The following is a 21,119-nucleotide window of genomic DNA, read 5'->3' as shown; positions in this document are numbered from 1 at the left end:
GTCTGGCATTGGAGCAGTTCCACGTGGCCGGCGGCGCCGAAGGCGTCGCAATCGTCTGCGAACACGAGAGGTCCCGCATGTCCGGCCTGATGGCAGACTATCTGCCCCTCATCGTTTTTATCGGGGTCTCGGTGTTCATTGCCGCGGCCTTGCTGGTTGCGCCTTTCCTGGTCGCTTACAACAGCCCCGACCCCGAAAAGCTGTCAGCCTACGAGTGCGGCTTCAATGCCTTTGACGATGCGCGCATGAAGTTCGATGTGCGCTTCTACCTCGTCGCGATCCTGTTCATCATCTTCGATCTTGAAGTCGCGTTCCTGTTCCCGTGGGCAATCTCCTTCGGCGAACTCGGATGGTTCGGCATGTGGTCGATGATGGCTTTCCTTGGCGTTCTGACCGTCGGCTTCGTCTACGAGTGGCGCAAGGGCGCCCTTGAATGGGACTAGTCCTCCCGAATCGCGTCGCCCCAGATGTCCTTCCGTCCGAAGCCTGATCCCGAGAAACCGATGGCCTTCAGCCCCGACCTCTCCCGCGCCCCGGCGATCGCACCGGCCCCAAAAGGGATCATCGATCCCAACACGGGCCTTCCGATTGGGGCCAATGATCCGACTTTCCTGTCGATCAATGACGAACTTGCGGATCGCGGCTTCCTCGTCACGTCGACGGATGACCTCATCAACTGGGCCCGCACCGGATCACTGATGTGGATGACCTTCGGCCTCGCGTGCTGCGCCGTCGAGATGATGCAGATGTCGATGCCGCGGTATGATTGCGAGCGCTTTGGATTCGCGCCGCGTGGCAGCCCGCGGCAGTCCGATGTGATGATCGTCGCCGGCACGCTGACCAACAAGATGGCCCCGGCTTTGCGCAAGGTCTACGACCAGATGCCGGAGCCTCGCTACGTCATTTCGATGGGGTCCTGCGCCAACGGTGGCGGGTACTATCACTACTCCTACTCGGTGGTCCGCGGCTGCGACCGGGTGGTGCCGGTGGACATTTACGTTCCGGGCTGCCCGCCCACCGCCGAGGCGCTGCTGTACGGCGTACTCCTGCTCCAGAAGAAGATCCGCCGCACCGGTACGATCGAGCGCTGAAAAAGGACGCCCGGCATGACCAATGGCATCAGCATCCTCGCCCACACCGCGCCGGAATCCGGCGTCGACGCCTTGCGGCAGATCAGCGACCATGTCGCCGGAGCGCTCGGGCCCGCGGTCGTCTCTCGCACCATCGCGTTCGGCGAGCTGACCCTCGTGGTGCAGGCCAGCGACATTGTCTATGTGCTGACCTATCTGCGCGATGACCCCACCTGCGCTTTTCGCTGCTTCATCGACATCTGCGGAGCCGATTATCCGTCCCGTGAGAAGCGCTTCGACGTGGTCTACCACCTGCTGTCGCTGCGCCATAACTCCCGCATCCGCGTGAAGGTGCAGACCGACGATCAGACACCGGTGCCCTCCGTCATCGAGGTCTTTCCAGCTGCGAACTGGTTCGAGCGCGAGACCTACGACCTCTACGGGATCCTGTTTTCAGGCCATCCGGACCTGCGACGGCTCCTCACCGATTATGGCTTCGAGGGACACCCCCTGCGGAAGGACTTTCCGCTCACCGGCTTCGTTGAGGTTCGCTACGATCAGGACGAGGCCCGCGTGGTCTACGAGCCGGTGAAGCTCACCCAGGAATTCCGCAACTTCGACTTTCTCTCGCCGTGGGAGGGCACCGAATACGTGCTTCCGGGCGATGAGAAGACGTCGGCTTGAGCGGCGGAGCAGGGCCATGACCGAGCACAACATCCGCAACTTCGCGATCAATTTTGGACCTCAGCACCCGGCGGCGCACGGTGTGCTGCGCCTCGTGCTGGAACTCGACGGCGAGATCGTCGAGCGCGTCGATCCGCATATTGGTCTCCTGCATCGCGGCACCGAGAAACTCATCGAGCATAAGACCTATCTACAGGCAACGCCCTACTTCGACCGCCTCGACTACGTCTCGCCGATGAATCAGGAGCACGCTTTCTGCCTCGGCATCGAGAAGCTTCTCGGGCTTGAAGTTCCGAGGCGGGCGCAACTCATCCGCACGCTGTTCTGCGAGATCGGTCGCATTCTCTCCCACCTCCTCAACGTCACCACGCAGGCCATGGATGTCGGCGCTCTGACACCGCCGCTCTGGGGCTTCGAAGAGCGTGAGAAACTCATGATTTTCTACGAGCGCGCATCGGGCGCTCGCCTACACGCCAACTACTTCCGACCCGGTGGCGTCCACCAGGATCTGCCACCGGCGCTGATCGACGACATCGAAGCCTTCATCGACCCGTTCCTGCAGGTGGTCGATGACCTCGATAACCTCGTGATGGGCAATCGCATCTTCAAGCAACGCAACGTCGACATCGGCATCGTCACCGTGGACGAGGCAATGGCCTGGGGATTCTCTGGCGTGATGGTTCGCGGCTCCGGCATCCCTTGGGACCTGCGTAAGTCGCAGCCCTACGAAGCCTACGAAGAGATGAATTTCGACATCCCGGTGGGAAAGAACGGCGACACCTACGATCGCCAGGTCATCCGCATGGAAGAGATGCGCGAATCGGCCAAGATCATGAAGCAGTGCTGCCTCAAGCTGCGGGAGCCGGCCGGACAAGGCCCGATCTCGGCCACTGACGGCAAGATCGCGCCTCCGCCGCGGCGCGAGATGAAGCGCTCGATGGAAGCGTTGATCCACCACTTCAAGCTCTACACCGAAGGTTTCCATGTGCCGGCCGGCGAAGTTTACGCCGCCGTCGAGGCGCCGAAGGGCGAGTTCGGTGTCTATCTCGTCGCCGACGGCACCAACAAGCCCTACCGCTGTAAGATCCGCGCTCCGGGTTTCGCCCACCTTCAGGCGATGGACTGGATGTGCCGCGGCCACATGCTGGCGGACGTCTCGTGCGTGCTCGGTACGCTGGACATCGTGTTCGGCGAAGTGGACCGGTGAGGATCAAGGTTCGAAACTGATGGCCAACCGCAGACTCGCCCCCGCCGCCGAGCAGCCCACGTCCTTCGCGTTCTCGTCCGAGAACGCCGAATGGGCGAAGGGTCAGATCGAGAAGTATCCTGAGGGCCGCCAGGCCTCGGCGGTGATCCCACTGCTGTGGAAGGCGCAGGAGCAGAACGGCGGCTGGCTGCCGCAGAAGGCGATCGAGGCAGTGGCCGACGAGCTTGGCATGCCGCATATCCGCGTGCTGGAGGTCGCAACGTTCTACACGATGTTCGCTCTAGAGCCGGTGGGCAAGTTCTGGATCCAGCTCTGTGGGACTGTGCCGTGCGATTCCTGCGGCGCGCGCGAGCTGAAGGACTACCTGCACCACCGCCTCGGCGCGCCGGGCCACGTCAGCGCCGACGGCAACTTCTCCTGGCTCGAGGTCGAGTGCTTGGGCGCCTGCTGCAACGCGCCGATGGCCCAGATCAACCAGGACTATTACGAGGACCTGACGCCGGACCTCCTCGGCAAGCTCATGGACGACCTCGCGGCCGGACGGCCCGTCAAGATCGGCTCGCAGGTCGGACGGACCTCCTCGGAGCCCCTCGGCGGGGCCGAGACCCTCAGCGACGCGACGCTGTTCGACGGCTCGCGGGTCGGCGCCTGGCGCAAGCGGTTCGAGGAGAAGCAGGCTGAAGAGGGCAGCGAGCAGGGCCGGGCCGAGGCGGCCTCGTCCGAGCGGCGCGCAGCCGCCGAGCCGAAGCCGGCCCGTCCCGATGCCGGCCGGGCCGTGGAGACGCCGGCGACCGATGCGCCCGCCCAGCGGACCGCCGCCGGCGAGCCGCCACTGAAGGCCAGCGACAAGGCGGAGGCTGCCGGCGGGGCCGACGCGACGGCGCAGCCGACGGCACCGACCGCGCCCGCGCCGGAGACGATCGCGAAGGTCGAGGCGGCCGGCGCCGAGGCTGGCACGCAATCCGACCTGCCGCGCACCGCGCCGCCGCCGCAGCCGGCCGCCTCCGGGGCGGAGGCCGTCCCGGCTCCGTCCGACGCGAAGGCTCCGGCCGCGAAGAAGCCGTCGGCCCCCAAGTCTCCCGCCCCCGAGTCTCCCGCCCCCAAGAAGGGGAACTGACATGCTCGCCGATCAGGATCGCATCTTCACGAACCTCTACGGCCTGCACTCCCCGGGGCTGGAAGCCGCGAGGCAGCGCGGTGCCTGGGACGGCACCAAGTTTCTCTTGGAAATGGGCCGCGACTGGATCATCGACGAGATGAAGCAGTCTGGCCTGCGCGGCCGTGGCGGCGCTGGCTTTCCCACCGGACTCAAGTGGTCGTTTATGCCCAAGAAGTCCGACGGGCGCCCCCACTACCTCGTCGTCAACGCTGATGAGTCAGAGCCGGGCACCTGCAAGGACCGGGAGATCATGCGGCACGATCCGCACCTCCTGATCGAAGGTTGCATGCTGGCATCCTTCGCGATGGCGGCGCATGCCTGCTACATCTACATTCGCGGTGAGTACGTCGCGGAGAAGCACGCCCTTCAGCGGGCGGTGGACGAAGCCTACGAGGCCCGCCTCGTCGGCAAGGACAATGTCCATGGCTACCCCTTCGATATCTACGTCCACCACGGGGCGGGCGCGTATATCTGCGGCGAGGAGACTGCGCTGCTGGAGAGCCTCGAAGGCAAGAAGGGCATGCCGCGCCTGAAGCCTCCGTTCCCTGCCAATATGGGCCTCTACGGTTGCCCAACGACCGTCAACAACGTCGAATCAATTGCGGTGGCTGGTACCATCCTGCGCCGCGGCGGCGCTTGGTTTGCCGGCCTTGGCGGCAAGAACAACACCGGTACCAAGCTGTTCTGTGTCTCGGGCCACGTCAACAAGCCCTGCAACGTCGAGGAGGAGCTCGGGATCACCTTCCGCGAACTCATCGACAAACATTGCGGCGGCATGCGCGGTGGCTGGGACAACCTGCTCTGCTCCATCCCAGGCGGTTCCTCGGTTCCTCTGGTGCCGGCCGAGCAGATCATCGATGCCAAGATGGACTTCGACACCCTGAAGAACCTCGGCTCCGGCCTCGGCACGGCGGCGGTGATCGTGCTCGACAAGTCCACCGATATCGTCTCGGCGATCGCCCGCATCGCCTACTTCTACAAGCACGAGTCCTGCGGCCAGTGCACCCCGTGTCGCGAGGGTACGGGCTGGATGTGGCGCGTGATGCTGCGCATGGCGGAAGGCCGGGCCCAACGCCGCGAGATCGACATGCTTCTCGACGTCACGAAGCAGATCGAGGGCCACACCATCTGCGCGCTCGGCGACGCGGCGGCCTGGCCGATCCAGGGCCTGATCCGGCACTTCCGTCCCGAAATCGAGAAGCGCATCGACCGCTACAGCGCCAATCCGCATTCCGATCCGGTGCCGATGGCGGCGGAGTGATCCGCCCCTCGCGCCGCCCTTAAGTTTCGAGACCGAGACCCACGCATGACCAAGATCGTCGTCGACGGCACCGAGGTCGATGTTCCGGCTGAGTACACGCTGCTCCAGGCCTGCGAGGCTGCAGGCGCGGAAATCCCGCGCTTCTGCTTCCACGAGCGGCTGTCCATCGCGGGCAATTGCCGGATGTGCCTCGTGGAACTCAAGGGTGCGCCGAAGCCGGTGGCCTCCTGTGCCTATGCGGTGAAGGACTGCCGACCCGGACCCAACGGCGAGCCGCCAGAGGTGCTGACACGCTCGGGCCAGACGAAGAAGGCCCGCGAGGGGGTGATGGAGTTCCTCCTCATCAATCACCCGCTCGATTGCCCCATCTGCGACCAGGGCGGCCATTGCGACCTGCAGGACCAGGCGATGGCCTATGGCGTCGACTCCACGCGCTACGGGGAGAACAAGCGCGCCGTCGAGGAGAAGTATATCGGCCCGCTGGTGCGGACCGCTATGAACCGCTGCATCCATTGCACCCGCTGCGTCCGCTTCCTGGCGGAGGTCGCCGGCGTGCCGGATCTCGGCGCCATCGGGCGCGGCGAGGACATGGAGATCACGAGCTACCTCGAATCCGCCATGGGCTCGGAGCTTCAGGGCAACGTCGCCGACCTCTGCCCCGTGGGCGCCCTCGTCCACAAGCCGCAGAGCTACGAGGTGCGGCCCTGGGAGCTGTCGAAGACCGAATCCGTCGACGTGATGGACGCCGTCGGTTGCGCCATCCGGGTCGATGCCCGCGGTCGCGAGGTCATGCAGATCGAGCCGCGCGTGCACGAGGGCATCAACGAGGAGTGGATCTCCGACAAGACCCGCCACGCGGTGGACGGCCTGCGCACCCAGCGCCTCGACCGGCCCTACCTGCGGGAGAACGGTCGCCTGCGCCCTGCCTCCTGGGGTGAAGCGTTCGCCGCCATCGCCGCGCGGGTGAAGGGGGCCGATCCGACGCGCATCGGCGCGGTGGTGGGCGATCTCGCGGGTGTCGAAGAGATCTATGCGCTCAAGGCCTTGATGACCTCCCTCGGGGTGACCAGCCTCGACTGCCGCCAGGCCGGCGAGGCGATCGACCCGGCCTGGGGCCGGGCCGCCTACACGCTCGGGACCGGCATTGCCGGGATTGAGGAGGCGGACGCGATCCTCCTCATCGGCACCAATCCACGCCTCGAGGCGTCCCTCCTCAACGTGCGCATTCGCAAGCGCTGGCGCATGCGTCCCCTGGCGGTCGGCCTCATCGGCGAGCCGGTCGACCTCACCTATCCGCACACCTATCTGGGCGCCGGACCGGAGACCCTGGCCGACCTCGCCTCCGGCCAGCACAGCTTCGCCGAGGCGCTGAAGGCGGCGAGCCGGCCCCTCATCATCGTCGGCACCGGCGCGCTCGCGCGGCCCGACGGCGCCGCGATCCTCGCCGCCGCGGCGACGCTCGCGCGGGATCTCGGCGCGGTCACCCCGGATTGGAGCGGCTTCGGCGTGCTCCAGACCGCGGCGGCACGGGTCGGCGCCCTGGATCTCGGCTTCGTGCCGGGGGCGGGCGGGCTCGACTTCGCCGGGATCGCGAACGGCGCAAATCTCGACGTGGTATACAACCTCGGTGCCGACGAGGTCGCGGTGGGACCGGGTGCGTTCGTGATCTACCAGGGCACCCACGGCGACCAGGGCGCCACGCGGGCCGACGTCGTCCTGCCGGGGGCCGCCTATACCGAGAAGAGCGCGACCTACGTCAACCTCGAGGGCCGGGTCCAGACCACGAATCGGGCCGGCTTCCCGCCGGGGGATGCCCGCGAGGATTGGGCGATCCTGCGCGCCCTGTCCGACGTCCTGGGCAAGCGCCTGCCGTTCGATTCGCTGGCGGCCCTGCGCCGGTCGCTCTACGCCGAGCATCCGCACTTCGCGGCCCTCGACGCCATCGCCCCGGGCGATGCGGTGGCCACGGTGGAGACGCTGTCGGGTCTCGGCGGCGAGCCGACCCGAACGGCCTTCGTCTCGGCGGTGCCGGACTTCTACCTCAGCAACGCGATCGCCCGCGCCTCGCGCGTGCTCGCCGAGTGTTCGAGCCTCGCCCGGGTGCGCGGCCTCGAAGCGGCCGAATAAGGATCTCCTGCGATGACCTTCTGGGAAGTCCTCGGCACCGTCCTGCTGCTGGCGTTCAAGAGCTTCGTGCTCCTGGCGCTGCTGCTGGTCTTCATCGCCTACGCGCTGCTGGCCGATCGCAAGATCTGGGCGGCGGTGCAGCTCCGGCGCGGCCCCAACGTGGTCGGGCCCTGGGGCCTGTTCCAGTCCTTCGCCGATCTTCTGAAGTTCGTCCTGAAGGAGCCGGTGATTCCGGCCGGCGCGAACAAGGCGCTGTTCCTGCTGGCCCCCCTGGTCTTCGCCACCCTGGCCCTGGCCGCCTGGGCGGTGATTCCCCTGGCCGAGGGCTGGGCCATCGCCGACCTCAACGTCGGCATCACCTACATCTTCGCGATCTCGTCGCTGGGCGTGTACGGCGTCCTGATGGGCGGCTGGGCCTCGAACTCGAAATACGCCTTCCTGGGCGCCCTGCGCTCGGCCGCACAGATGATCTCCTACGAAGTCTCCCTCGGCTTCGTCATCATCTGCGTCCTGCTCTGCGCCGGCTCCCTGAACCTGTCGCGCATCGTCATGGCGCAGGACACCGCGCTCGGCATCCTGGGCTGGTACTGGCTCTGGCTGTTCCCGATGTTCGTGGTGTTCTTCGTCTCGGCGCTGGCCGAGACGAACCGCCCGCCCTTCGACCTGCCGGAGGCCGAGTCCGAGCTCGTGGCCGGCTACATGGTCGAGTATTCCTCGACCCCGTACCTGCTCTTCATGCTGGGCGAGTACGTGGCCATCATGACCATGTGCGCCCTCGGGACGGTGCTGTTCCTCGGCGGCTGGCTCTCGCCGATCCCGTTCGCGCCTTTCACCTGGGTGCCGGGCCTGATCTGGTTCGCCCTCAAGGCGAGCTTCCTCTTCTTCATGATCGCCATGGTGAAGGCCATGGTGCCGCGCTACCGCTATGACCAGCTCATGCGCCTCGGCTGGAAGGTGTTCCTGCCGCTCTCGCTCGTCTCGGTCATCGTCGTCGCCTTTGTCCTCAAGCTCACCGGCCTCGCGCCGGGCGCCTGACAACCCCTCACGGAGATCCGGGCCATGAAGCTCGATCAGGTCGCTAAGGGTCTGCTGCTCAAGGAGTTCGCGTCCGGGTTCGTCCTGGCGATGAAGTACTTCTTCAAGCCGAAGGCCACGATCAACTACCCCTTCGAGATGGGCCATCGCGGCCCGCGCTTCCGGGGCGAGCACGCCCTGCGCCGCTATCCCAACGGCGAGGAACGCTGCATCGCCTGCAAGCTGTGCGAGGCGATCTGCCCCGCCCAGGCCATCACCATCGAGGCGGGCCCGCGCCGCAACGACGGCACCCGCCGCACGACCCGCTACGACCTCGACATGGTCAAGTGCATCTATTGCGGCATGTGCCAGGAGGCCTGCCCGGTGGACGCGATCGTGGAAGGGCCGAACTTCGAGTTCTCGGTCGAGACCCGCGAGGAGCTGCTCTACGACAAGGAGAAGCTGCTCCTGAACGGCGACCGCTGGGAGCGCGAGATCGCCCGCAACCTCGCGGTGGACGCGCCCTACCGCTGAGCACGACCGGGCACCGGACGCGCGTTTGCCCATCCGCAGACAGCGCGTCCGAGCGCCGGACGCGCCCCGGCGCAGCCGCGGGATGAGACAGAGGGGCGATTCCGTGCCCACGGAGTCGACCGGAACCCGCCGAGGCGGTTGTGCACCGCAGGGGCGGGTTCTATAGACGGGCGGCCGGTGGGCCGTGGCACAATTTCGGCAGAAGGGGCCGTCCTCGGGACGGCTGATCTCTAGAATCGCATGAGTGCAGCCGCTGCCTTCTTCTACCTGTTCGCAGGTGTGACCATCGCCTCGGGCTTCATGGTGATCGCCTCGCGCAATCCCGTGGCCTCCGTGCTCTTCCTCATCCTGGCCTTCGTGAACGCCGCCGGCCTGTTCGTGATGATGGGCGCCGAGTTCCTCGCGATGATCCTCGTGGTCGTCTATGTCGGCGCGGTGGCGGTGCTGTTCCTGTTCGTCGTGATGATGCTCGACGTGGATTTCGCGCAGCTGCGCCAGGGCTTCCAGCAATACCTGCCCATCGGCGCGCTGATCGGCGCGGTCTTCCTGATCGAGCTGCTGCTCGTGGTCGGCTCCTGGACCATCGATCCGGGCCTCGTGCAGGCGCCCCTCGGTCCCGTCGCCAGCGCCGAGGCCGTCACCAACACCCAGGCCCTCGGCCGGGTGCTGTACACGGACTACGTCTTCTTCTTCCAGCTCGCCGGCCTGATCCTGCTGGTGGCGATGATCGGCGCCATCGTGCTGACCCTGCGCGACCGTCCGGGCGTCAAGCGCCAGAACATCTCCGTGCAGAACGCGCGCACCCAGACCCTGGCGGTGGAAACCCGCAAGGTGCCGTCGCGCCAGGGCGTGGAAGTCTGATGGCCGGCGGACCTCGAACGGCAGAGACCGGGAGCCACATCCGATGATCGGCCTGAGCCATTACCTGACGGTCGCCGCGATCCTGTTCACGCTGGGCGTGCTCGGCATCTTCGTGAACCGCAAGAACGTCATCGTCATCCTGATGTCCGTCGAGCTGATCCTGCTCGCGGTGAACATCAACCTCGTCGCCTTCTCCACCCACCTCAACGACATCACCGGTCAGGTCTTCGCCCTGTTCGTGCTGACGGTCGCGGCGGCGGAGGCGGCCATCGGCCTCGCCATCCTCGTCGTGTTCTTCCGAAACCGCGGTTCGATCGCGGTCGAGGACGTCAACATGATGAAGGGCTGAGCGGAACCGAGGCGACACTCGATTTGACGCCCGGCAGCGCGGTGACCGCGCCGCCGGGGCGGTGACACGAACCCCACAGGGCGCCGCTCGGGCTCCTCGCGCATCGCGCGGGGACCGGGCGCACCCAGGAGGCCGGACAAGCCAGCGATGTATCACGCGATCGTCTTCCTCCCGCTCGTCGGCGCGCTGCTCGCCGGCCTGTTCGGCCGCCAGCTCGGCGCGAAGCTCAGCGAGGGCATCACCACCGGCCTCCTCGCCTTCTCGGCGCTGCTGTCCTGGGGCGCCTTCCTCGAGGTTCCGGGCACCGAGCACGCCACCCGCGTGCAGGTCGCGACCTGGTTCACCGCCGGCGACCTGGTGGTCGACTGGGCCTTCCGCATCGACACCCTGACGGTGATCATGCTGGTGGTCGTGACCTCGGTCTCGACCCTCGTGCACCTCTACTCCATCGGCTACATGGAGGAGGATCCGCACCGGCCGCGCTTCTTCGCCTACCTGTCGCTCTTCACCTTCGCCATGCTGATGCTGGTGACGGCCGACAACCTCGTGCAGATGTTCTTCGGCTGGGAGGGCGTCGGCCTCGCCTCCTACCTGCTGATCGGGTTCTGGTACGAGAAGCCCTCGGCCAACGCCGCGGCCATGAAGGCCTTCATCGTCAACCGCGTCGGCGATTTCGGCTTCTCGCTGGGCATCTTCCTCGTCTTCGTGCTCACCGGCTCGATCGCCTTCGACGGCATCTTCGCCCGTGCGCCCGAGATCAAGGACGCCACCTTCCACTTCCTCGGCTACGACTGGAGCGCCCTGACGCTCGCCTGCCTGCTGCTGTTCATGGGCGCCATGGGCAAGTCGGCCCAGTTCCTGCTGCACACCTGGTTGCCGGACGCGATGGAGGGGCCGACCCCCGTCTCGGCGTTGATCCACGCCGCCACCATGGTGACGGCCGGCGTGTTCATGGTGGCGCGCCTGTCGCCGCTGTTCGAGCTCGCCCCCAACGCCCTCATCGTGGTCACGGTCATCGGCGGCATCACGGCGTTCTTCGCGGCCACGATCGGCCTCGTCCAGAACGACATCAAGCGCGTGATCGCCTACTCGACCTGCTCGCAGCTCGGCTACATGTTCGTGGCCCTCGGCGTCGGCGCCTACTCGGCCGCCGTCTTCCACCTCTTCACCCACGCCTTCTTCAAGGCGCTGCTGTTCCTCGGGGCCGGCTCGGTCATCCACGCGATGCACCACGAGCAGGACATGCGGAACATGGGGAATCTCCGCCGCTACATCCCCTTCACCTCGGCGATGATGACCATCGGCACCCTGGCGCTGATCGGCTTCCCCTTCACCGCCGGCTACTACTCCAAGGACGCGATCATCGAGGCGGCCTACGCCTCGACCCGGCCCGGGCACACGCTCGCCTTCCTGTGCACCGTCGTCGCCGCGCTGATGACCTCGTTCTACTCCTGGCGCCTGTTCTTCATGACCTTCGAGGGACCGGCCCGCTGGGCCGGCCACGGGGCGCACCACGACGACGACCACGCGGTGGCGCAGGCCGCTCATGCGCCGACTTCGGCCGCGACTCCGGCCCATGCGGCGACATCGGTCCATGCGGCCACCTCCGCGGAGGCCGACGGCGCGCCGGGCCATCACGAGGGCGTCGCCCACGACGACAAGGGCCACGACCTGGAGCCGGCCTCGCACAGCGCCATCGAGCACCACGACCATGCGCAGACCCCGCATGAGAGCCCGCTGGTGATGACGATCCCCCTCGCGCTCCTGGCCTTCGGCGCGCTCTTCGCTGGGCTGATCTTCAAGAACCGCTTCATCGGCGAGGGCATGGACGCGTTCTGGGGCCATGCCCTGGGCCACGGTCCCGACAACCACATCATGCACGACATCCACGCGGTGCCGGCCCTGGTCTCCTACGCGCCCTTCATCATGATGCTGATCGGCTTCGTGCTGGCCTACTGGATGTATATCCGCCGGCCCGAGCTGCCGGGCCAGCTCGCCGCCCAGCAGCCGAGCCTGTACCGGTTCCTGCTCAACAAGTGGTACTTCGACGAGCTCTACGACCGGATCTTCGTCCGTCCCGCCAAGGACTTCGGCAAGTTCCTCTGGAAGGAGGCCGACGGCCGCGTCATCGACGGCATGGGCCCCGACGGGATCGCCACGCGCGTGCTGGACGTGACCCGCGGCGTGGTCCGCTTCCAGACCGGCTACGTCTACCACTACGCCTTCGTCATGCTCGTCGGCGTCGCCGCCCTCATCAGCTGGTACATGCTGACCGGCTTGCCCAAGGTCGCCCATTGATGGCCGCTGTCACGTATCGGAGCGCCCGCTAATGTTCGGCCTCGGAATCCTCTCCGGCCTCCTGATCGTGCCGCTCTGCGGCGCGGCCTTCATCCTCACCCTCGGCGAGGAGACGGAGGCCTCGAAGCGCAACGCCCGCTGGGCCGCGCTCATCACCACGCTGGCCACCTTCCTGCTCTCGCTGGTGGCCTGGGGCCGCTACGACGCGACCACGGCGAATTTCCAGCTGGTCGAGACCCATGCCTGGCTGAGCGAGGCCACCCGCTTCAAGCTCGGCGTCGACGGCTTCTCGATGCCGCTGATCCTGCTGACCACCTTCCTGATGCCGTTCTGCATCGGCGCCTCGTGGCTCTCGGTGAACACCCGGGTGAAGGAGTATTTCGTCGCCTTCCTCGTCCTCGAGACGACGATGATCGGCGTGTTCTGCGCCCTCGACCTGGTGCTGTTCTACCTGTTCTTCGAGGCCGGCCTGATCCCGATGTTCCTCATCATCGGCATCTGGGGCGGCAAGCGGCGCATCTACGCCAGCTTCAAGTTCTTCCTCTACACCCTGCTCGGCTCGGTGCTGATGCTGCTCGCCATCATGGCGATGTACTGGCACGCCGGCACCACCGACATCCCGACCCTGCTGCACACCCGCTTCCCGGTGGAACTCCAGACCTGGCTCTGGCTGGCCTTCTTCGCCTCCTTCGCAGTGAAGATGCCGATGTGGCCGGTCCATACCTGGCTGCCGGACGCGCACGTGGAGGCGCCCACCGCCGGCTCGGTGATCCTGGCGGGCATCCTCCTGAAGATGGGCGGCTACGGCTTCATCCGGATCTCGCTGCCGATGTTCCCGGATGCGAGCCACGCCTTCGCCCCGATGGTGTTCGCGCTCTCGGTGATCGCGATCATCTTCACCTCGCTGATCGCGCTGATGCAGACCGACATCAAGAAGCTCATCGCCTATTCCTCGGTGGCGCATATGGGCTTCGTGACGCTGGGCCTCTTCACCATGAACGAGCAGGGCATCCAGGGCGCCCTGTTCCTGATGATCTCGCACGGCATCGTCTCCGGCGCGCTCTTCGTCTGCGTCGGCGTGGTCTACGACCGGATGCACACCCGCGAGATCGCCGCCTATGGCGGCCTCGTGAAGCGGATGCCGCTCTACGCGGCGGCCATGATGGTCTTCACCATGGCCAATGTCGGCCTGCCCGGCACCTCCGGCTTCGTCGGCGAGTTCCTGGCCATGATGGGGGCCTTCCGGGCCAACCCGACGGTGGCGTTCTTCTCGGTCTTCGGCATCATCCTGTCGGCCGGCTACGCCCTCTGGCTCTACGCCCGGGTGATCTACGGCAAGCTCGAGAAGCCCAACCTGCAGGGCATCCTCGACCTGGACCTGCGCGAGAAGATGATCATCGCGCCGCTCGTCGCCCTGACGATCTACTACGGCGTCCACCCGGCCCCCGTGCTCGACACCTTCGCGCCCTCGACGGAAGCGTTGATGCAGAGCATGCGGACCGCGCTCTCGAACACGCAGACCGCCGCGGCCACCCTGCCGCCCGCGTCGCGCTGAAGGCTTTGACCCGATGAACGCCGCTCAGATCGTCCTGCCCGCGCTCGGGCCCGCCCTGCCGGAGCTGATCCTCAGCATCGGCGTGCTGGTGCTGATCCTCTACGGTGCGTTCCGGGGCGAACGCTCCGCCGAGGGCGTCAATGTCGGGGCGCTCATCCTGCTGGTGGTCGCGCTGTTCGCGGTCATGTCCCAGTCGGGCGCCAAGATCACGACCCTGAACGGCTCCTTCATCGTCGACAACTTCTCGAAGGTGATGAAGGCCCTGATCCTGCTGGGCTCGGCGGCCACGATCCTGCTCTCGCGCGACTACTTCCAGCGCGAGCGCATCGACCGGTTCGAGTTTCCGATCCTGCTGATCCTCTGCACCATCGGCATGATGGTGATGGCCTCGGCCAACGACCTGATCTCGCTCTATCTCGGCCTGGAGCTGCAATCGCTCGCCGCCTACGTCATCGCGGCCTTCCATCGCGACAACCTGAAGTCGACGGAAGCCGGGCTGAAGTACTTCGTCCTCGGCGCGCTCTCCTCGGGCATGCTCCTGTACGGCGCCTCCCTGGTCTACGGCTTCACCGGCACGGTCTCGTTCCCCGGCATCGTCGCGGCCCTGGACGGCACCGCCGGCTTCGGCATCGTGCTCGGCATCGTCTTCGTCTCGGCCGGCGTCGCCTTCAAGCTCGCGGCCGTGCCGTTCCACATGTGGACGCCCGACGTCTACGAGGGCTCGCCGACGCCCGTCACCGCCTTCTTCGCCTCGGCGCCCAAAATGGCCGCCATGGCGATGACCGTGCGGCTGTTCATCGGCGCCTTCCCGGACGTGACCGCGGTCTGGCAGCAGATCATCGTCTTCGTGGCGATCGCCTCGATGGCGCTCGGCTCCTTCGCCGCCATCGGCCAGCGCTCGCTGAAGCGCCTGATGGCCTATTCCTCCATCGGCAATGTCGGCTACGCGCTGGTGGGCCTCGCCGCCGGCTCGCAGGAGGGCGTCAGCGGCGTCGTCGTCTACATGATGATCTACCTGGCGATGACCCTGGGGGCCTTCGCGGTTCTGCTGTCGCTGCGGCGCGGCGGCCAGATGTTCGAGACCGTCGACGACCTCGCGGGCCTGTCGCGTACCCATCCGGTCATGGCCTTCTGCCTCGCCGCGATGATGTTCTCGCTGGCCGGCATCCCGCCGCTGGCCGGCTTCTTCGCGAAGTACTACGTCTTCCTCGCCGCCATCAAATCCGGCCTCGTGGCCCTGGCGATCATCGGCGTGGTCACCAGCGTGGTCGGCGCGTTCTACTACCTGCGCCTCGTCAAGGTGATGTACTTCGACGAGCCGGTGGCCGCCTACGAGCCGATGCCGCCGGGCGCCCGCATCGTGCTCGGCCTCGCCAGCGTGGTCGTGGTCCTGCTCGGGATCGTGCCGGGTCCCATCGTCGGGGCCGCGAGCGCCGCCGCCAAGTCGCTGTTCTAGGTCCTTGAGCGGATACGCCCTCGGTGCCCTGGCGCGGGGGGAGGGGCACCGCCTCCACGTCCACGACCGCCTCGGCTCCACCAACACCGAGGCGCTGGACCGGTTTCGCGCGGGCGAGGCGGGGCCGCTCTGGGTGGTGGCCCACCGGCAGGAGGCCGGACGGGGCCGGCGCGGCAACGCCTGGGTCTCCGAGCCCGGGAACCTGACCGCGAGCCTGCTCTGGCCGGTGGACGACGTCGACCCCCATCAGGTCCCGACCCTCGGCTTCGTCGCCGGCACCGCCCTGGCCTCCGCCCTCGCGGCGGCCGGCATCACCGGGTGCCGCCTGAAATGGCCGAACGACGTCCTGGCCAACGGCGCCAAGCTGGCGGGGCTGCTGCTGGAGGCGGAGAGCCGGCCCGGCGGGCGCCGCGCGGTGGTGATGGGCTTCGGTGTCAATGTCGCTGCGACGCCGCAGGGCTTGCCTTATCGCGCGACGTGCCTCAGGCAGATGCAGTACGACACGCGCGCCGAGGATCTGTTCGTCCACCTGACGGACGGACTCGTCGACGCCGCGCGACGTTGGGAGTGTGGCCGCGGATTCTCGAGGATCCGCGAGCGCTGGATCGCTGACGCGGCCGGGATCGGCGCGCCGGTTTCGGTGCGCACGGGCGACACCCTCGTACACGGAATTTTCGAGACGATCGACGAGGCGGGGCGGCTCGTGGTCCGATCGGAGGATGGGACGCGACGGACCGTGACGGCGGGCGAGGTGCATCTGGGAACGGCCGCGACGGCGGCTTGAGGTTTGGACGGACAATGACGACAGGGCAAGACGAACTCGTCTTCGTGCCGCTCGGCGGCGTGGGCGAGATCGGCATGAACGCGGCGCTCTACGGCTTCGGCCCCCCGAAGCGGCGCAAATGGATCATGGTCGATTGCGGCATGGGCTTCGCCGGCGAGGAGGGATTCCCCGGCATCGACCTGATGTTCCCGGATCTCAGCTTCATCGAGGAGCGCAAGGACGACCTCCTGGGCATCTTCATCACCCACGCGCACGAGGACCATATCGGCGCGATCGGTGAGCTCTGGCCCAAGCTCAAGGCGCCCGTCTACGCGACGCGCTTCGCCAAGAACCTGCTGGAGGCCCGCCGCCTGAGCGAGCCGGGCGCGCCCAAGGTCATCCTGAAGGAGATCCAGGCCGGCCGCCGGGTCCAGATCGGCCCCTTCGAGATCGAGTACGTGCCCGTCTCGCACTCGATCCCCGAGTCGAACGCGGTGGCCATCCGGACGCCGCACGGCCTGCTGCTGCACACCGGCGACTGGAAGCTCGACCCGACCCCGATCCTCGGCGACGTGACCTCGGAGGCCGCCTTCCGGGCCCTCGGCGACGAGGGCATCCTGGCGATGATCAGCGATTCCACCAACGTCGTGCGCGAGGGGCGCTCCCCCAGCGAGGCCGAGGTCGCCGCCACCCTGCGCGAGCTCATCGCCGACGCCCCCCACCGGGTCGCGGTGACGACCTTCGCCTCCAACGTCGCCCGCATGCGCGCGGTGGCGGAAGCGGCCCAGGCCTGCGGCCGCGAGGTGATCGCGGTCGGTCGGGCCATGGACCGGGTCATCGGGGTCGCCCGTGAATGCGGCTTCCTCGACGGCCTGCCGGACTTCCGCTCGTCGGACAGCTACGGCTACCTGCCCCGCGACAAGGTCGTGGCCCTGCTCACGGGCTCGCAGGGCGAGGAGCGCGCCGCGCTCGCCCGCGTCTCGCGCGACGACCATCCCGACATCACCCTGGCGGCGGGCGACCGCGTCATCTTCTCGTCGCGGGCCATTCCCGGCAACGAGCGGGCGGTGGGCGCGATCATCAACGACCTCGTCAATGCGGGCATCGAGGTGGTCACCGACCGCACCAAGCTCGTCCATGTCTCGGGCCATCCCCGGCGCGACGAGATGGCGGAGATGTATGCCTGGACCCGGCCGCAGACGGCGATCCCCGTCCACGGCGAGGCTCTGCATCTCGACGAGCACGCGCGCTTCGCCCGGGCCCAGGGCGTGCCGAACATCGTCAAGGCCCGCAACGGCAGCGTCGTGCGCCTGGCGCCCGGCACGCCGGAGATCGTCGACCACGTCAAGGCCGGGCGCCTGTTCAAGGACGGCAACGTCCTGATCGACGCCAAGGACCGGGCCATCCCCGAGCGCCGCAAGCTCTCGCAGGCCGGTCTGGTCTCGGTGGCCATCGCCATCGACGAGCAGGGCGAGATCCTGGGCGAGCCCGCGATCGACATCATCGGCCTGCCCAATCGCGGCCGGAACGGCCAGGCGATGCTCGACGTCGTGGTGGAGTGCGTGTCGCGCACGCTCTCGGGCCTGTCGAAGCAGAAGCGCCGGGATGCCGAGGGCGTCGAGAAGGCCGTCGACCGCGCGATCCGCTCCGCGGTGAACGAGGTCTGGGGCAAGAAGCCCGCCTGCCACGTGCAGGTGGTCGAGGTCTGATGCGCGAACCCTCCCCCTCCGCGGGGGAGGGGCGTCGCCGATGGGGCGTGTTGCGCGGGACGCCCGCGCAACCCATCGTCATCCCGGGGCCGCCCGAGGCGACCCGCGATGACACCGCGGTGCCATCGCGAATCGCCCCGCTCGACGGGGAGGGGTGGCGGCACCGTTTCGGAGGGAAGGGGAGCAAACCATGATCGGACGCCTGAACCATATCGCCATCGCGGTCCGCGATCTCGACGCCGCCTGCGCCATCTACCGGGACACCCTCGGGGCCACCGTGACGGAGCCGCTGCCGCAGCCCGAGCACGGCGTGACCGTGGTGTTCGTCAACCTGCCCAACAGCAAGGTCGAGCTGATGTCGCCCCTGGGCGAGGGCTCGCCCATCGCGAGCTTCGTCGAACGCAACCCCCAGGGCGGCGTCCATCACGTCTGCTACGAGGTCGACGACATCATCGCCGCCCGCGACACGCTCAAGGCCCAGGGCGCCCGCGTCCTTGGCACCGGCGAGCCGAAGATCGGGGCCCACGGCAAGCCCGTTCTCTTCCTCCATCCGAAGGACTTCCTCGGCACCCTCGTCGAGCTGGAGCAGGTCTGAGCCGGATGAACGGCATCCTGCAGACCCTGGCGGCCTCCACCCTGCGCACCCTGGCGGTGATGGGCGTGGTGCTGGTCGCGGTGGTCCTCCTCGCGGTGGGCCTGTTCAAGCTCACCGTGTTCGGCGCCCTGGCCCTCTACTTCGTGGTCTGGTGGACCCTGCTCTTCGTCATCCTGCCCCTGCGCAACCAGGTCGAGACCGACCCGGAGCGGATCGTGCCCGGCCAGGACCCGGGGGCGCCCGCCGCTCCGCGCCTGCGCGAGAAGGCGATCCTCACCTCCGTCCTGGCGAGCGTCGTCTTCCTGGCGGCGATCCAGGTCTTCGAGCTGGCCGGCCTGTAAGGACGCCGGGGACGTCCGGTCGAACCGGATGGGATCCCGCCCGCGGACGACGCTCACGCGGCCGTCACGGTCCAGACTGGTCGCGTCGCTGCCCCCGCAAAGAACGGACATAGCGTACGCGGGACATGAGCCGCGGCCGCAGAGACAGCACCGCGTCGTTCCGGGGCGCCGCAGGCGAGCCCGGAATCCAGAGCCGACGACGGTGCAAAGTCTTGCGCACCCTGGGTTTCGGGAGCCCGGGTTCCGCGGCGCGGCCCCGGGACGACGGCGCCTCGACGCGGGATGGCGCGGGAGCGGCCACAGCCTCGCGCAAGCCTTCAGGCATAAAAGCAAGCCTTCAGGCATAAAAAAAGCAAGGCCTAAGCCTTGCTTTTGTAAAGATGGTCGTTTGCTCAGCCTCGATTGTCTCACGCATTGCTGACGGCGTGGCGGCTGAAATTCCTCCCAAGACTCGGACCGTGTGGCGCCACTGCTTGGCGGCGCGATCATCACGGAGGCGCTTATAGGAACAACAATTCTCATTGTCACCTGTCTCGTGAGACATTCCTGCGCTTTTCTACCGGAATGGCGGGCAAGGCATGCCCGGCGACCGGTAACGCTTGCCCAACGGCCGGCCAAGCTTGCCCGACGGCCCGCGAGGCTTGCGGTTTGGCGGACCGGCCTTGACGGGAAGGGACCTCGGCCGCGGGGGCGAAACGCCACGCTGCGGACCAGTGTCACCCCTCCGCGCTTGTGTTTTCCCAATGCAATGTGTTGTGTGCCGGGGCGTGCCGCCGACCCGCTGGCACGCTGTTTCCAGGGCCTTTCATGCGTCTCTCCCGCTACTTCCTGCCGACCTTGCGCGAGACGCCCAAGGAGGCCGAGATCGTCTCTCACCGCCTCATGCTGCGCGCCGGGCTCGTGCGCCAGGAGGCCGCCGGCATCTATGCGTGGCTGCCGCTGGGCCTGCGCGTCCTGAACAAGGTCTGCGCGGTGATCCGCGAGGAGCAGGACCGGGCGGGGGCCATCGAGATCCTGATGCCGACGATCCAGTCGGCCGAGCTCTGGCGGGAATCCGGCCGCTACGAGGCCTACGGCAAGGAGATGCTCCGCATCTCGGACCGTCACGACCGCGAGATGCTGTTCGGCCCCACCGCCGAGGAGGTCGTCACCGAGATCTTCCGCGGCAGCGTGCGCTCCTACAAGGACCTGCCGAAGAACCTCTACCAGATCTCCTGGAAGTTCCGCGACGAGGTCCGGCCGCGCTTCGGCACCATGCGCTCGCGCGAGTTCCTGATGAAGGACGCCTATTCCTTCGACATCGACCAGGCCGCCGCCCGCCACGCCTACAACCGGATGTTCGTGGCCTACCTGCGCACCTTCGCGGGCCTCGGCCTGAAGGCGATCCCGATGCGGGCCGATACGGGTCCGATCGGCGGCGACCTCAGCCACGAGTTCATCATCCTGGCCCAGACCGGCGAGAGCGAGGTCTACTGCGACAGCCAGTACCTCGACTTCGAGGTCCCGCCGATCACCACCGATTTCGAGGACGTCGCGGCGCTGCAGGGCACCGTCGACCGCTGGACCTCGCTCTACGCCGCCACCTCCGAGATGCACGAGCCGGCGGCCTTCGCCGAGGTGCCGGGCGACAAGCAGATGGCCGCGCGCGGCATCGAGGTCGGGCACATCTTCTACTTCGGCACCAAGTATTCAGAACCGATGGGCGCCAAGGTCACCGGCCCCGACGGCGTCGAGCGCCCGGTCCATATGGGCTCCTACGGCATCGGACCGAGCCGCCTCGTGGCGGCGATCATCGAGGCGAGCCACGACGAGGCCGGCATCATCTGGCCGGACGCGGTGGCGCCCTTCGACGTGGCGCTGATCAACCTCAAGACCGGCGATGCCGCCACCGACGCCGCCTGCGGCGAGATCCAGGCCACCCTGGAGGCGGCCGGCCTCAGCGTGCTCTACGACGACCGCGACGAGCGCCCGGGCGCCAAGTTCGCCACGGCCGATCTCATCGGCCTGCCCTGGCAGGTCATCGTCGGCCCCCGCGGCCTCGCCGAGGGCAAGGTCGAGCTGAAGCGCCGGGCCGGCGGCGAGCGCGAGAGCATCGCCCCGATCGATCTGCTCGCCCGCCTGAAGCGGCTCTGAGGC

At 67.5% G+C, this 21,119-nt stretch carries 19 protein-coding genes; all 19 read left to right on the top strand.

The genetic code is table 11. From position 1 onward, the window contains the following. Window positions 1–77 precede the first annotated feature (77 nt). The 19 genes from AC0IY1_RS01215 to proS all read left to right on the top strand — a co-directional run bounded on the left by AC0IY1_RS01215 (window position 78) and on the right by proS (window position 21,116). Entirely contained in the window at window positions 78–443 is a 366-nt protein-coding gene (locus AC0IY1_RS01215) for an NADH-quinone oxidoreductase subunit A (protein WP_055948771.1), read from the top strand. Window positions 444–503: 60 nt separating this feature from the next. Beyond that, window positions 504–1,091 (top strand): NuoB/complex I 20 kDa subunit family protein, encoded by a 588-nt coding sequence (locus AC0IY1_RS01210; RefSeq protein WP_103708330.1) that lies wholly within the window; start codon window positions 504–506, stop codon window positions 1,089–1,091. A 15-nt stretch (window positions 1,092–1,106) separates the two neighbouring features. After that, the gene (locus AC0IY1_RS01205) at window positions 1,107–1,754 is read left to right on the top strand and encodes an NADH-quinone oxidoreductase subunit C (RefSeq protein ID WP_055947344.1); all 648 of its coding nucleotides are present in this window, start codon (window positions 1,107–1,109) and stop codon (window positions 1,752–1,754) included. Between the two features lie 16 nt (window positions 1,755–1,770). Beyond that, window positions 1,771–2,961, top strand: a complete 1,191-nt coding sequence (locus tag AC0IY1_RS01200) for an NADH-quinone oxidoreductase subunit D (RefSeq protein ID WP_471767132.1) — start codon at window positions 1,771–1,773, stop codon at window positions 2,959–2,961. A 19-nt stretch (window positions 2,962–2,980) separates the two neighbouring features. Further along, a complete protein-coding gene (nuoE, locus tag AC0IY1_RS01195; protein WP_471767131.1) occupies window positions 2,981–4,078 on the top strand; it encodes an NADH-quinone oxidoreductase subunit NuoE in 1,098 nt (365 codons plus the stop codon). A 1-nt stretch (window position 4,079) separates the two neighbouring features. Further along, window positions 4,080–5,381, top strand: a complete 1,302-nt coding sequence (gene nuoF / locus AC0IY1_RS01190; RefSeq protein WP_055947352.1) for an NADH-quinone oxidoreductase subunit NuoF — start codon at window positions 4,080–4,082, stop codon at window positions 5,379–5,381. Between the two features lie 45 nt (window positions 5,382–5,426). Next, window positions 5,427–7,508 carry an NADH-quinone oxidoreductase subunit NuoG gene (nuoG, locus tag AC0IY1_RS01185; RefSeq protein WP_471767129.1) on the top strand — a complete coding sequence of 694 codons (2,082 nt, stop codon included), beginning with the start codon at window positions 5,427–5,429 and terminating at the stop codon, window positions 7,506–7,508. A gap of 12 nt (window positions 7,509–7,520) precedes the next feature. Further along, window positions 7,521–8,543, top strand: a complete 1,023-nt coding sequence (nuoH, locus tag AC0IY1_RS01180; protein ID WP_055947358.1) for an NADH-quinone oxidoreductase subunit NuoH — start codon at window positions 7,521–7,523, stop codon at window positions 8,541–8,543. Window positions 8,544–8,567: 24 nt separating this feature from the next. After that, complete coding sequence (gene nuoI / locus AC0IY1_RS01175) at window positions 8,568–9,056, top strand: NADH-quinone oxidoreductase subunit NuoI (protein WP_055947361.1); 489 nt, start codon at window positions 8,568–8,570, stop codon at window positions 9,054–9,056. Between the two features lie 240 nt (window positions 9,057–9,296). Further along, entirely contained in the window at window positions 9,297–9,917 is a 621-nt protein-coding gene (locus AC0IY1_RS01170) for an NADH-quinone oxidoreductase subunit J (RefSeq protein ID WP_471767128.1), read from the top strand. 43 nt (window positions 9,918–9,960) lie between these two features. After that, window positions 9,961–10,266 carry an NADH-quinone oxidoreductase subunit NuoK gene (gene nuoK / locus AC0IY1_RS01165; RefSeq protein WP_055947368.1) on the top strand — a complete coding sequence of 102 codons (306 nt, stop codon included), beginning with the start codon at window positions 9,961–9,963 and terminating at the stop codon, window positions 10,264–10,266. 147 nt (window positions 10,267–10,413) lie between these two features. Then, window positions 10,414–12,564, top strand: coding sequence for an NADH-quinone oxidoreductase subunit L (gene nuoL, locus AC0IY1_RS01160; protein ID WP_471767126.1), 2,151 nt, complete (start codon window positions 10,414–10,416; stop codon window positions 12,562–12,564). Between the two features lie 31 nt (window positions 12,565–12,595). Beyond that, window positions 12,596–14,119 carry an NADH-quinone oxidoreductase subunit M gene (locus AC0IY1_RS01155; protein ID WP_055947375.1) on the top strand — a complete coding sequence of 508 codons (1,524 nt, stop codon included), beginning with the start codon at window positions 12,596–12,598 and terminating at the stop codon, window positions 14,117–14,119. Between the two features lie 13 nt (window positions 14,120–14,132). Beyond that, complete coding sequence (gene nuoN / locus AC0IY1_RS01150) at window positions 14,133–15,575, top strand: NADH-quinone oxidoreductase subunit NuoN (protein ID WP_055947378.1); 1,443 nt, start codon at window positions 14,133–14,135, stop codon at window positions 15,573–15,575. A gap of 4 nt (window positions 15,576–15,579) precedes the next feature. Then, window positions 15,580–16,359, top strand: coding sequence for a biotin--[acetyl-CoA-carboxylase] ligase (locus tag AC0IY1_RS01145; RefSeq protein WP_471767124.1), 780 nt, complete (start codon window positions 15,580–15,582; stop codon window positions 16,357–16,359). Window positions 16,360–16,373: 14 nt separating this feature from the next. Next, the gene (locus AC0IY1_RS01140; protein WP_055947383.1) at window positions 16,374–18,047 is read left to right on the top strand and encodes a ribonuclease J; all 1,674 of its coding nucleotides are present in this window, start codon (window positions 16,374–16,376) and stop codon (window positions 18,045–18,047) included. Window positions 18,048–18,237: 190 nt separating this feature from the next. Continuing rightward, on the top strand, window positions 18,238–18,642 hold the full coding sequence (mce, locus tag AC0IY1_RS01135; protein ID WP_055947386.1) for a methylmalonyl-CoA epimerase: 405 nt from the start codon (window positions 18,238–18,240) through the stop codon (window positions 18,640–18,642). Window positions 18,643–18,647: 5 nt separating this feature from the next. Continuing rightward, the gene (locus AC0IY1_RS01130) at window positions 18,648–18,983 is read left to right on the top strand and encodes a DUF1467 family protein (RefSeq protein WP_181017228.1); all 336 of its coding nucleotides are present in this window, start codon (window positions 18,648–18,650) and stop codon (window positions 18,981–18,983) included. Between the two features lie 807 nt (window positions 18,984–19,790). Then, window positions 19,791–21,116 carry a proline--tRNA ligase gene (gene proS, locus AC0IY1_RS01125; RefSeq protein WP_103708336.1) on the top strand — a complete coding sequence of 442 codons (1,326 nt, stop codon included), beginning with the start codon at window positions 19,791–19,793 and terminating at the stop codon, window positions 21,114–21,116. Window positions 21,117–21,119: the final 3 nt, after the last annotated feature.

This window comes from Methylobacterium sp. AC690, assembly GCF_979256535.1.
The sequence above is the reverse complement of the archived record's forward strand: the minus strand, read 5'-3'. Positions and strand labels throughout refer to the sequence as shown.